This is a genomic window from Actimicrobium sp. CCC2.4, from assembly GCF_034347385.1.
Taxonomy (GTDB): domain Bacteria; phylum Pseudomonadota; class Gammaproteobacteria; order Burkholderiales; family Burkholderiaceae_D; genus Actimicrobium.
In genome coordinates this window covers 1,843,888-1,855,977 of record NZ_CP133777.1, presented here as the reverse complement: position 1 = coordinate 1,855,977, position 12,090 = coordinate 1,843,888, and the positions used below count along the sequence as shown (strand labels likewise).

Below are 12,090 nucleotides of genomic sequence, written 5' to 3'. Positions count from 1 at the left end.
CAGGCGAGCGCCTTGTTTCAGGAGGTTAAACAGCCCCGCATCTTACCGGATTCCAGAGGGGAACGCCCGCGAAATCCCCACTGATAAGAATCTGCGATCTTAGGATAGGAGTAGAGAACGATGGAGCAGTAACTTCACCACCTGGATGACTAGGGCTGCGCTCCAATGAATTGAGACAATCTGTCGACATCGAGGAAGTAGTGGCCAAGTTCTCTGACAGGCCCGAGGTCATGACGGCCTGTCAGCACCGGCACCAGTTCGTCATATTTTTCCAGCAGGAGCGGGTCTTCATCAACGTCAAGGACTGAAATATCAGCCGCTAGCGCACCGAGTTCGGTGCGCAAAGCAGTGAGCATGTCATCACACAGGTGGCAGTAACTGCGCGAATACAAAGTAAAGTGAATCAATTGGTCCTTGTCAACAAAGAAACAAAGTAGCTCCTACAAGGAAGCGCCTGCTCAAACATCTCGCCGTTACTGTGCGCCCGGGCGGATGGGGACGAACTGGGACGCATCGCCGCGACGAACGAGGATCACAGCCAATTTCTTCGAATCAAGTTTGGCAACAAGCACGGCAAACTGCTTGGCATCCTTGACGTCGGTATTGTTCAGACGGAGCACTACATCACCCGCACGCAAACCGGCACGTGCAGCAGCGCCTTCAGCGCCATCGATAACGACACCGCCATCCACTTTCAATTCTTTCTTTTGGGCATCAGAGAGTTCACTCACGACAAGGCCCAACGCATTGGCCGCTTGCTCAGCTTTAGGTTTCTTCTCTTCCCGCTTAACTACTTTCTCGGCCTCCATTTCGGCAATCACTACCTTCAGGTCACGACTGGCACCCTTCCGCCAAACTGTTAGCACAGAGTTACTACCGGGCTTTGTATTACCAACCAGTCGCGGCAGATCACTGGAACGTTCGATATTCGTACCGTTAAACTTGAGAATGATATCGCCGGCTTCCACACCCGCTTTCTCGGCAGGTCCTCCGGCTTCGACTCTTTGTACCAGCGCGCCTTGTGCCTTGGTTAATCCAAGTGACTCAGCAACCTCTTTGGTCAGCTCCCCGATTTGAACACCAATGCGTCCGCGGGTAACTTTCCCGAATTGCTTGAGCTGATCAGAGACACGCATTGCCTCGTCGATCGGGACAGCAAATGAAATGCCCATGTACCCACCCGAACGGCTATATATCTGCGAGTTAATCCCGATAACTTCTCCGCGCATGTTAATCAGCGGTCCGCCGGAGTTGCCCGGATTAACAGCCACATCTGTCTGAATCAGGGGCAAGTAATCACCTGTGTCGCGCGCTTTTGCAGAAACGATACCGGCTGTCACGGTGTTATCGAGGCCAAACGGCGATCCGATTGCAATCACCCATTCTCCGACCCTGACCTTGTTCGAATCACCCATCGCCAAACGCGGAAGATTGGCGCCTTCGATCTTCACCAACGCCACGTCGGTTCGCTTGTCTGCACCAATAATCTTAGCCTTGAATTCACGTTTGTCCGTCAAGGTCACATACACCTCGTCCGCACCGTCAACGACATGGGCATTGGTCATTACGTAACCGTCAGCAGAGATAATAAAACCTGAACCGACCCCTCGGGACACCTCCTCATCCGGCTGCGGAACACCAGGACGCTTTGGTCGGGAAGGCCGATCCGGTTGCTGCTGACGTGGGGGCACTGGCACACCGAAAAAACGTTTGAAGAATTCCTGCATCTCTTCGTCATCGACACCCGCGCCGGGACCACCCGCATTTGACTTCACCTTTTCTGTGGTGCGGATATTCACAACCGCAGGTCCGACTTTGTCCACCATATCGGTAAAATCCGGCAGCCCCGCTACCGAAGTTGCAGCAGTTGCCGGGAGGATCGTAGCTGCCTGAGCAACAAATACCAGTGCTGCAGCGAAAACCAGTGCCTGCATTTTGCGCGCATTAAAAATAGGTGATTTCATGGACTCGTTATCTGGTTTTGAATTCAATGGAGTTGGCAACTTGTTTGATCGCCGTTGCAGGTACTTCTCCAACAATAGTAAGCCAAAAATCACCTTGTCGCTTACCAGTGATATTCATCGCACCTTGCTGCATTGACCCTTCTGTTTTACTACGAGAACCAGGCTCGATAAAAACCGAGATCGCGGCCAATCCATCTGTAAATACTAATTGCGTTAATTCGCGCTGTGAAACGGATGCGCTTGTACTGGTATTGGTATTGGCGGGAATATCCTGAGCAGAAACATCCGAGACCACACGCTTCAGTTCACGCACAAGCTTGAACCCGGGTGGCACATTTTTAACCGACCAACCGGGCGTGGCGATTGGCATCATCACGCTGTGCTCCACATGCCAACCGTTCGTATTGGAGAAGCTCGGTTTTACCCGATTCCGATTAATATTTCCAATCTCAAGTTGAGTAAATGCTATTTGTTCGACAACGACATTATTTTCATTCATTGTCTGCGCACGCAACAACAAGCCTGTCGACTTTTCTGCCCATAGTCTATAGCCATACCGCAGATTATCTTTCGGCTCTAATATTAATGCAAAAGAATCAAAGCCCGCGACGCGCACTGATTCCCCACGACGCACATCATAATAAACTGTGACATCCGTGCCATTCGACGCCAATATCGCAGGAAAGACATCCTGAGCGCCTTTAATCTCCACGAGCAGCGTCTTAGATTCGGGAACATAACAAACAATTTCATCATTATTGCGAATATATTCTCGTGGCTTACCATCCAGAATTTCGAGTTTTTCTATTTCATTTTTACCATCGAGAATATGCGTGATCCGAGACGTGCGCACCTGGCTACCCTGCTGATAGACAAAGGTACCGGAATAATTGACTTTTTTTGCCGCAACCTGAATACGCAATAACCAATTTTGTGCTTCCCGATTTTCGTCGGGCGCGTTGGCGCCAACAGCATAGGAAGAACAAGCAATCAGACTCGACAGGAGGACGACAAACTTGAATAAAACTAGTGTTTGCCGCATGAATATTATTTACCCGTGTTGGTTGCAAAAGTGGCAGAACGTGCGAATTGCGCACTGCTGTACAACGATGGTGAAAATTGCTGGTGTGCCAGCAGGTATTCGTCCATACGTGAATCCCGCAATACTTCGACCCGCTCTGGTGGCACTGCTCCTCTATTCTGGGCAACCATCAGGCCGGTAAGCTTTTGCGCCCTATCACCCTGAGCCGCTTGCAACGCGCGCTCTACCGAAAGTCCACTATCGAACATCATCAATTGGGGCAAACCCATATATGCCACTGCCGCCGCAGCGGCCAACCCCGGGACGATAAATTTCCGCCCTCCCATCCAGCGACCGGCCTTCGCCTTTAACGCAGGCTTACCGGTGGGCGACACCATGACTTGAGAAATTGAGGTGGTCGCATCAGGAGGCCGCGCAATGATCGCCGGCTCAAGGTCGAGTCGAGCAGCCAATCGCGCAGAAAAATCTGCACTGAGCATCGTCGCCATATCGTCCGAGCGCAACACATCCCCTATCTGATGATAGAGCGCCCAGCAATCCTGCTCCGCTGGCTGCCGCAATTTTTTTGCAACATCGTCCCAGCGGTGCTTTGCCAATTCACCATCTGCAAACGCAGAAATTTCCTCACGCATCATGTCATTCGCTTTCATACCCACCTCGCTAAATCAAGCACACCAGCCCCTATCTGTCATCACAACTCATTCACCAACGCTTATCGATCGCCGTCCCGAGTAGTGGGCGTAATTTTTCGGCGATCGCTTCGCGCGCCCGAAAAATCCGGCTTCTAACAGTACCTATCGGGCAGCTCATTGCATCGGCGATTTCGTCATAACTTAATCCCTCAATTTCGCGCAAGGTAATGGCTGTACGTAGTTCTTCAGGTAATGCATCCATCGCAACATTTACCGTTTCAGCGATCTGCTTTGTCGCCAGCATAGACTCCGGCGTATTGATATCTCTTAGGTGGTCTGCGTCCTCAAAAGTTTCTGCTTCCTGTGCATCCGCATCTGTTGAGGTCGGTGCACGGCGGCCTTGCGTTACCAAAAAATTTTTCGCCGTATTGATACCGATCCGATAAAGCCACGTATAAAAAGCAGAATCACCGCGAAACTGAGGAAGTGCCCGGTAAGCCTTGATGAAAGCTTCCTGAACAACATCCTCGGCCTCAGCGTGGTCGCGCACAAGCCGCGACACTAATCGCATCAACTTCCGTTGGTACTTGATCACTAACAGCTCGAACGCTTTCTTGTCGCCACGCTGAACACGCTCGACAAGTAGTTGATCAATATCGCGTTCTGTCGTCAATCCCCATTCCCTTACATTTTTGCAACACGCACGCAGCCCGAACTGTTGACTAGTTGAAATGAACAAAGTTCACTATCTGGATCTTGCTTACTCATGAATTGTCTCGGCCACCCGATAATTTTGCGCGGCTATCCACCGGCATGCAACCGACAAGCGCCGAAAGGCTGACCTTGAAACAGAGTCCGGAAAAATCAGCAATGCGCTAATGACTCCAGCACTATCTTTCAGCCGGAGTAATAACAAGGAAGACAATATCAACGTACCCGGTTGCAACTGCACCAGGCAATCGATATCCGCGACTGTCGCAGTATCCCGGACAGCTGGCATGACAGACAAAGAGGAACGTCTGATTTGCCCTAGCCCTGAGATATCAAGAGACACCGGAACTCCCAACGCTGCTGCATGCAGAAGAACTACAACTGCGGAAACTGCAGCACTAACGGATAAGCAGGAACGAACGAGTAAAGAGATGTCTGGAGAAGACAAGTACAGCAAAGCGAATGCTGTGATGAATAGCATTACTGACAAGGCTAGACATAATAATTTAACGATACGAGAGGGGATCACTACTGCGGAAATGGCGATAGAGGAACCATCGCACGATAAATCGCCGCCCTCTAACGGGCGAACCCGAAGAGGAGGCAGCACCATCAGATCTTGCCGAACACCAATGTGCCGTTAGTGCCGCCAAAACCAAACGAGTTTTTGACTGCAATATCGATCACCATGTCGCGAGCGACGTTTGCACAGTAATCAAGATCACAATTCGGATCCTGGTTCTCGATATTGATCGTCGGTGGCGATTTTTGGTTATGCACTGCAAGCACGGTGAAAACTGACTCCAGCCCGCCGGCCCCGCCAAGCAGATGACCCGTCATCGACTTCGTCGAATTGACTACGATGTTTTTGGCATGGTCGCCCAGAGTGCGTTTGATGGCCACTGTCTCGGCAACATCACCAAGTGGTGTTGACGTTCCGTGAGCATTCACATAATCGACCTCGGAGCTATTAACGCCGGAATTAGCCAACGCCGAAATCATGCACCGTCGTGCACCCTCACCATTCTCGAGAGGAGCGGTCATGTGATGTGCATCTGCGCTCATACCGAAGCCTAGTAATTCGGCATAAATTTTCGCGCCACGTGCCTTCGCATGTTCGTACTCTTCCAGCACCATCACTCCAGCGCCCTCTCCCAGTACAAAACCATCACGGTCGCGATCCCATGGCCGAGACGCCGCTGTAGGGTCGTCATTGCGTGACGACAGCGCCCTTGCCGAGGCGAACCCGCCCAGTCCAAGTGGCGATATCGTCGACTCGGAGCCCCCGGCGATCATCACGTCAGCATCACCATATTCAATCATGCGACCCGCTGAACCGATGCAATGCAGCCCGGTTGAACAAGCTGTGACGATAGCCAGGTTCGGTCCGCGCAATCCATACTTGATCGACAGATGGCCCGAAATCATATTGATGATCGAAGCGGGAACGAAGAAAGGACTGATACGACGTGGTCCGCGCGCGGTCAACTCGGCATGCGTTTCCTCGATCAGTGGCAAGCCACCTATTCCGGAACCGACGATCACGCCGATGCGATCCGCATTTTCTTCGGTAACAACCAAGCCGGAATCCTGCATCGCCTGTATCCCTGCGGCCATGCCGTAGTGGATGAATGCATCCATGTGGCGTGCTTCTTTTGCCAGCATGTATTCTTCGACATTGAAGTTTTTCACTTCGCCGGCAAACCGGGTACTGAAGGCTGTTGCATCGAACTTGGTAATAGTTGCGATGCCTGACTTGCCTTCAAGAACAGCATTCCAGGCATCGGAAACAGTATTTCCAACTGGTGAAACGCAGCCGAGCCCGGTAATAACGACGCGACGTGGACGTTGATTTTTGCGGCTCAATAGTTTCTCCTAGACGCTATCAACTCAGGCTTTGACGTGTGCCTTGGCGTAGTCAATTGCTTGTTGAACGGTGGTGATTTTTTCTGCTTGCTCGTCCGGAATTTCCATTTCGAACTCGTCTTCAAGCGCCATGACCAACTCAACGGTATCGAGGGAGTCTGCACCAAGATCATCAACGAACGATGACTCAATCTTGATGTCTGCTTCTGCGACGCCCAGTTGCTCGGCGACGATTTTCTTAACGCGTTGTTCGATATCGGACATAGTGATACTCCATTAATTGGGTTACAGAAAGTGCGCGCATTTTATCAGGTTTGCGCATTGAGAATTTACTTTTGGCTTTGATTATGAAGAATGATCAAAACCTTGCCACGAGTAATAAATTTTAATCAGCTCATGTACATGCCACCGTTGACATGGAGGGTGGTACCGGTGATGTAGCTCGCTTGTGGCGACGCTAAAAACGCGACTGCAGCGGCGATGTCTTCAGGTTGGCCAAGCCGTCCTAGAGGAATTTGCTGCGTCAACTGGGCAATCTGCGACTCTGCTAGTGCCTTGGTCATATCGGTATCAATAAACCCCGGCGCGATGCAGTTCACGGTAATGTTGCGGCTACCGATTTCGCGGGCAAGTGCACGACTCATCCCGGCTACCCCGGCCTTCGCGGCGGCGTAGTTCATCTGACCAGCGTTACCCGCTGAACCAACGACCGAAGTGATGTTGATAATTCGTCCCGCCTTATTCTTCATCATTCCCCGCAACACGGCTCTGGACAGTCGCCCAACCGCCGTCAGGTTAGTTGCAATCACAGAATCCCATTCATCATCCTTCATGCGCAGCGCAAGCTGGTCGGCGGTAATGCCGGCATTATTAACAAGGATGGAAAGCCCGCCAAATTCTTTTTGAATGCGCTCGACCAGCTCCATGCAGGCCGCGGCATTCGTGACGTCGAGTACTGCTCCTCTGCCAGACCCAACGCGCTGCGCGTCCAGATAAGTAGAAATGGCTGCCGCACCCGCTTCTGTGGTCGCCGTACCCACAACGGTAGCGCCCTGATTGACCAACTCGATAGCAATAGCCCTTCCGATGCCGCGCGACGCGCCAGTCACCAGGGCAATTTGATTTTGCAGATTCTGGCTCATGTTGCTGACACTCCATTCAATAAACCGCGGACGCGCGCAAGCGAGACAGGATCGGTAATGGCATCTGAAATCAAGGTGCCATCGATACGCTTGGTCAGCCCTGAAAGTACTTTTCCCGGGCCACATTCGATGACATGGGTGATACCTAATGCCGCCATTTTTTCGATGGTCTCAACCCAGCGGACCGGGCTAGCCGCCTGCCGCACCAGAGCATCTTTCAAGGCAGCAGGATCGCTCACGATTGTTACATCCACGTTGTTGATAACAGGCATAAGTCCCGTGGCGAAGTGTAATGAATCAAGATAGACACGCAAACGATCCGATGCAGGCTTGAGCAGCGACGAATGGAATGGTGCAGAAACAGGGAGGATCAATGCCCGCTTGGCGCCTCTCGCTTTTGCCATCTCGCAAGCGCGATCGACCGCAGCCTTGGTGCCTGCGATAACCACTTGAGCAGGGGCATTAAAATTGACGGCCTCCACCACGTCGCCCTGCGCAGATTCGGCACATAAGGCGATGACGTCCGCATCAGCCATGCCGAGGATGGCAGCCATCCCGCCTTGCCCGACAGGAACGGCCTGCTGCATTGCTTCGGCACGAAAACGTACCAACGGAACCGCATCCCTGAATGACAACACCCCCGATGCCACCAGCGCCGAATATTCTCCAAGGCTGTGACCTGCAAACATGGCGGGAACTGGACCGCCGTCAGCAATCCACGCACGATATATCGCCACGGCGGCAGTCAGCATGACCGGCTGGGTATTGGTTGTCAGGTCGAGAAGCTCTTTCGGTCCGGACGCAATTAGTCCGGCCAGGTCAATCTTCAGCACCTCGGATGCTTCGGCAACGGTTTCTATGACAGCCGAATTGTCGCTGAAAGCGTTCAGCATGCCGATGGCCTGGGAGCCTTGGCCCGGAAAAACAAAAGCAAAATTTGTCATGCGATCGCTTTAATAAATTAGATTGAGTCTACATTCGTGCAACTACTGCACCCCACGTAAAACCACCGCCAACGCCTTCCATCAGGATATGCTGGTTCGGCTTGACCCGGCCATCGCGCACTGCAGTGTCCAGCGCAAGTGGAATGGAGGCTGCAGATGTATTGCCGTGCTGATCAACGGTGACCACCATTTTTTCCGCCGGCATCTGTAATTTCTTGGCCGTGCTTTGCATGATTCGGATATTGGCCTGGTGCGGGATTAACCAATCCAGATCACTCGACGTCATTCCAGCACTTTCGAGCGCTTCGACGGCAACTTTTTCAAGTAATGACACCGCGAGCTTGAATACCGCTGGGCCATCCATCGTCAGGAAACCACTGCCGGCGAGTATCCCGCCACTCATACCACCCTCGACACACAAAATATCGCCGTAGCGACCGTCGGCATGCAGCTTGGTAGCCAAAATACCAGGTTCGGCAGAGGCAGAAAGAATGATCGCCCCGGCACCGTCTCCAAACAATACACAGGTGCCACGGTCCTTGAAATCAAGAATCCGGGAAAACACTTCGGCACCGATCACCAACGCTTTTTTGTGCGCGCCTGAACGGATGAAACTGTCCGCAACCGACACGGCATAAATGAACCCGCTACAGACTGCCTGGACATCCACTGCGGCGCATCCGTTGGTGATGCCGAGCTTGCGCTGAACGACGCATGCAGTGCTCGGAAATCCGCCGAAATGGTCCGGCGTCGACGTCGCGACAATAATCAAATCGATGTCATTGCCCGTCAGACCAGCCATTTCGAGCGCATTTTGTGCCGCCTGTACCGCGAGGTCGCTGGAGCATACCGCCGGATCAGCATAATGACGCGCCGAAATTCCGCTACGCGAAAAAATCCATTCGTCGGATGTCTCTACACCTTTCAGAGCGAGTCGCGCTACTAGTTCCTCGTTGGTAACCCGTTCGGGCGGCAGGTAGCTACCTGTTCCAATAATTTTGCTATAGGTTGTCATGCGCTTTTCTGCTCAATCAAATCGATTACAAGGACCGTATCGCCGACCAAAGGAAGAATGTCTGTCTGAGGCATCATTGATGCTATGGTCAGCGAGATGCGCGACAGTACGTCATTCTTTGCCGCGTCGTAGGCGCGCTTGATAGCCCACTCATAACCATATTTATCTGCACTGCCATGGCTTTTGAAAACCAGTCCACGCAGACCCAAAAGGCTCGCCCCGTTATAACGGGAAGGGTTGATGCGGCGGGAAATGGCCTTCAATGCCCCCCGCGCGAGCAGCGCACCAAGCATATTTAATGGCGAACTCCGCAACTCGGCCGCAAGTACATTTTTAACGAAGCGACCTAAGCCTTCAGAGGCTTTCAAAGTGACGTTTCCGACAAAGCCATCACAAACGACGATATCCGTTGTTCCTTGAAAGATATCGTTGCCTTCGACATTGCCATAAAAATTGATTGCTCCCCGGTCATGATCTGCACGCAGCAAGGCGGCAGTTCGCTTGACGAGGTCATTACCCTTGATGTCTTCTTCACCAACGTTGAGCAAGCCGATCGTTGGACGCGCAATACCTTCCATCGCAGCGACCAGCACAGAACCCATCAAAGCAAACTGATACAGGTGCTGGGGCTCACAATCCACATTCGCGCCGAGGTCGAGCATGTAGGTGGGGGCATTTTTTTGATTGGGAATGATGCCGCAAATCGCCGGTCTATGGATACCCGGAATCGTCTTCAGCACGTAACGTGACACCGCCATCAGGGCGCCCGTATTGCCTGCCGACACACAGGCGTGTGCCGCTCCTAGCTTAACGAGGTTGATGGCTAGACGCATCGAAGAGTCTTTTTTACGGCGTAATGCCACCTCAATGGAGTCATCCATAGCAACGACTTCGGAAGCGTGAATAACGGAAATGCGCGGATGACCAACGCGCTTGAGCTTTTTCAGCTCGGCGTGAATGGCTTCTTCCCTGCCGACAAGGATGAGTTCTGCGTCTGGCTCGTGATCGACGAAAGAAAGTGCAGCATGAACAGTGACCGAGGGCCCATGATCGCCGCCCATGCAATCGATTGAAATTTTAATTGTCATTGATTTGATTCAATACCCTGCTCCAACCGTTTTACAGCCGAGATTCGGTGTGATTCAAACTGACGCAACGGGTTGTGTCAACACGTAAAAAAGCGGCACCAGACAAGAAATACGCTGAGCCGCTTTTTATAATTTAATACCAACGGATATTATTCGTCGTTTTTCGTTTTCAGGACTTTGCGGCCACGATAGTAGCCGGTAGGACTGATGTGATGGCGCATGTGAATCTCGCCAGTTGTTGCTTCGACTGCCAGTTGCGGTGCAACGAGGAAGTCGTGTGAACGATGCATGCCACGCTTTGACGGGGACTTTTTGTTTTGCTGAACAGCCATGATTACTCCTAAACCCTAAGATCTCAAATTTTAACATAGTCGGCCTGTCCAACTACGACAAAACCGAGCAACACCCTGTACATGACGGCCGTGAACAGTGTTCGGCTTACTACTGGAAATCTTTATCGCTTCAAGTCTTTCAATGCCGCAAATGCTGACGGTTTTTTGGCAGCATCCAGCGCAGCAATTCCTGACTTCGGACAAACGTCATGCTTGACGGACAGAGGAATCGACAGCAATGCTTCATCCTCAATAAGATCAGTAATGAGCAAAGTCTTGGTGCCTACAATGACATCGACATCGTCATCGGCAAGTACCTCATCAATACGGTCAGCCTCTTCTTCGTCTTTTGCAATCACCAGTTTTGCACTGGAAGTAATTACAAAATCAAGTGAACCAAGGCAACGCTGACAGGACAGTTTGACGATTCCTGAAATGTCCAACACCAATCTCGGATGCCCGGCACTATCGCTACCGCCTTGCAATACCCAACTGACCACTCCCGAATCGCCGATAACCTCTCCGGCAAGTCGCGTCAAATCAGTGACTTCTGTTTTGCCTTCCCGGCGATCCTTCAAGCGACAAAACTCAAAGACGTCGATTACCAAATCATTCATAGACTAATTGGAACCCGGAAAACCTGCGATAATAGCAGGCTTTTTCGTTATTAGTCAAAGTCTTACAACACCTTTATGCAATGACGACCAAATCAAATTCAAATCATGTTTAACCAAACTAAACAAGCGCAACTGATACTCGCATCAGCGTCGACCTACCGAAAGGAATTACTAAGTCGCTTGCGATTACCTTTCATTGTGATTTCACCTGACATCAATGAAACACCGCTGCCTGACGAACTACCGCAAGAAACTGCGTTGCGACTCGCACAAGCGAAAGCCGAAACCATCGCCGGGCAGCACCCCGGGGCAATTGTGATCGGATCGGATCAAGTCGCCCTACTTGACGGTCAACAAATCAGCAAACCTGGCACGCACGAAAACGCACTCGCCCAACTACTTGCGATGCAGGGACGCAGCGTCATCTTCCACACTGCCCTGTGCGTGCTCGATGCCACACAATTAGTTAAATCACGCGCAATTCAATTGCGCAACATTGAAACACAAGTCACTTTTCGCAATCTTCCCGCCAGCCAGCTGGACGCCTATTTGCGCATCGAACAGCCGTACGATTGCGCCGGGAGCGCCAAGAACGAAGGACTTGGGATTGTCTTGATTGAATCGATCAATAGCAACGATCCAACCGCCCTCACCGGCCTGCCGCTAATTGCCCTTACCAGCATGCTCCTTCAGGCCGGCGTTTCTTTTTTTGGCAACTCATTTTAGTAAAGCAAACA

The 12,090-nt window shown here is 51.8% G+C and carries 14 protein-coding genes; 1 reads left to right on the top strand and 13 read right to left on the bottom strand.

Annotation, left to right across the window (positions count from 1 at the left end; genetic code table 11):
* Positions 1–149: 149 nt before the first annotated feature.
* From RHM62_RS08640 to RHM62_RS08580, 13 genes are all read right to left on the bottom strand, one after another.
* Positions 150–392 (bottom strand): glutaredoxin family protein, encoded by a 243-nt coding sequence (locus RHM62_RS08640; protein WP_322125361.1) that lies wholly within the window; start codon positions 390–392, stop codon positions 150–152.
* An 81-nt stretch (positions 393–473) separates the two neighbouring features.
* Complete coding sequence (locus RHM62_RS08635) at positions 474–1,964, bottom strand: DegQ family serine endoprotease (protein ID WP_322125094.1); 1,491 nt, start codon at positions 1,962–1,964, stop codon at positions 474–476.
* A gap of 7 nt (positions 1,965–1,971) precedes the next feature.
* A complete protein-coding gene (locus RHM62_RS08630; RefSeq protein ID WP_322125093.1) occupies positions 1,972–3,006 on the bottom strand; it encodes a MucB/RseB C-terminal domain-containing protein in 1,035 nt (344 codons plus the stop codon).
* 5 nt (positions 3,007–3,011) lie between these two features.
* On the bottom strand, positions 3,012–3,656 hold the full coding sequence (locus RHM62_RS08625; protein WP_322125092.1) for a sigma-E factor negative regulatory protein: 645 nt from the start codon (positions 3,654–3,656) through the stop codon (positions 3,012–3,014).
* Between the two features lie 52 nt (positions 3,657–3,708).
* Complete coding sequence (gene rpoE / locus RHM62_RS08620; RefSeq protein WP_322125091.1) at positions 3,709–4,311, bottom strand: RNA polymerase sigma factor RpoE; 603 nt, start codon at positions 4,309–4,311, stop codon at positions 3,709–3,711.
* A 650-nt stretch (positions 4,312–4,961) separates the two neighbouring features.
* Positions 4,962–6,215, bottom strand: coding sequence for a beta-ketoacyl-ACP synthase II (gene fabF / locus RHM62_RS08615; RefSeq protein ID WP_322125090.1), 1,254 nt, complete (start codon positions 6,213–6,215; stop codon positions 4,962–4,964).
* Positions 6,216–6,239: 24 nt separating this feature from the next.
* Positions 6,240–6,479, bottom strand: coding sequence for an acyl carrier protein (acpP, locus tag RHM62_RS08610; protein WP_009664389.1), 240 nt, complete (start codon positions 6,477–6,479; stop codon positions 6,240–6,242).
* A 125-nt stretch (positions 6,480–6,604) separates the two neighbouring features.
* Positions 6,605–7,357 (bottom strand): 3-oxoacyl-ACP reductase FabG, encoded by a 753-nt coding sequence (gene fabG / locus RHM62_RS08605; RefSeq protein ID WP_322125089.1) that lies wholly within the window; start codon positions 7,355–7,357, stop codon positions 6,605–6,607.
* Positions 7,354–8,301 (bottom strand): ACP S-malonyltransferase, encoded by a 948-nt coding sequence (gene fabD / locus RHM62_RS08600; protein ID WP_322125088.1) that lies wholly within the window; start codon positions 8,299–8,301, stop codon positions 7,354–7,356. The genes fabG and fabD overlap by 4 nt, the downstream gene beginning before the upstream one ends.
* 28 nt (positions 8,302–8,329) lie before the next feature.
* Entirely contained in the window at positions 8,330–9,316 is a 987-nt protein-coding gene (locus RHM62_RS08595; RefSeq protein WP_322125087.1) for a beta-ketoacyl-ACP synthase III, read from the bottom strand.
* Positions 9,313–10,404, bottom strand: coding sequence for a phosphate acyltransferase PlsX (plsX, locus tag RHM62_RS08590; RefSeq protein WP_322125086.1), 1,092 nt, complete (start codon positions 10,402–10,404; stop codon positions 9,313–9,315). Before plsX ends, RHM62_RS08595 begins: the two co-directional genes overlap by 4 nt.
* A gap of 149 nt (positions 10,405–10,553) precedes the next feature.
* Positions 10,554–10,736 (bottom strand): 50S ribosomal protein L32, encoded by a 183-nt coding sequence (gene rpmF, locus RHM62_RS08585; RefSeq protein WP_322125085.1) that lies wholly within the window; start codon positions 10,734–10,736, stop codon positions 10,554–10,556.
* 122 nt (positions 10,737–10,858) lie between these two features.
* On the bottom strand, positions 10,859–11,353 hold the full coding sequence (locus RHM62_RS08580; protein ID WP_322125084.1) for a YceD family protein: 495 nt from the start codon (positions 11,351–11,353) through the stop codon (positions 10,859–10,861).
* Positions 11,354–11,458: 105 nt separating this feature from the next.
* Here RHM62_RS08580 and RHM62_RS08575 point away from each other — a divergent pair, with 105 nt between their 5' ends.
* Positions 11,459–12,079, top strand: coding sequence for a Maf-like protein (locus tag RHM62_RS08575; protein WP_322125083.1), 621 nt, complete (start codon positions 11,459–11,461; stop codon positions 12,077–12,079).
* Positions 12,080–12,090 lie beyond the last annotated feature (11 nt).

Bases quoted from the DNA above. Each gene is read 5' to 3' on its own strand.
- rpmF (WP_322125085.1), bottom strand. From the start codon at position 10,736: ATGGCTGTTCAGCAAAACAAAAAGTCCCCGTCAAAGCGTGGCATGCAT.
- RHM62_RS08595 (WP_322125087.1), bottom strand. From the start codon at position 9,316: ATGACAACCTATAGCAAAATTATTGGAACAGGTAGCTACCTGCCGCCC.
- RHM62_RS08580 (WP_322125084.1), bottom strand. From the start codon at position 11,353: ATGAATGATTTGGTAATCGACGTCTTTGAGTTTTGTCGCTTGAAGGAT.
- RHM62_RS08630 (WP_322125093.1), bottom strand. From the start codon at position 3,006: ATGCGGCAAACACTAGTTTTATTCAAGTTTGTCGTCCTCCTGTCGAGT.
- plsX (WP_322125086.1), bottom strand. From the start codon at position 10,404: ATGACAATTAAAATTTCAATCGATTGCATGGGCGGCGATCATGGGCCC.
- acpP (WP_009664389.1), bottom strand. From the start codon at position 6,479: ATGTCCGATATCGAACAACGCGTTAAGAAAATCGTCGCCGAGCAACTG.
- RHM62_RS08625 (WP_322125092.1), bottom strand. From the start codon at position 3,656: ATGAAAGCGAATGACATGATGCGTGAGGAAATTTCTGCGTTTGCAGAT.
- RHM62_RS08575 (WP_322125083.1), top strand. From the start codon at position 11,459: ATGTTTAACCAAACTAAACAAGCGCAACTGATACTCGCATCAGCGTCG.
- RHM62_RS08635 (WP_322125094.1), bottom strand. From the start codon at position 1,964: ATGAAATCACCTATTTTTAATGCGCGCAAAATGCAGGCACTGGTTTTC.
- fabG (WP_322125089.1), bottom strand. From the start codon at position 7,357: ATGAGCCAGAATCTGCAAAATCAAATTGCCCTGGTGACTGGCGCGTCG.
- fabD (WP_322125088.1), bottom strand. From the start codon at position 8,301: ATGACAAATTTTGCTTTTGTTTTTCCGGGCCAAGGCTCCCAGGCCATC.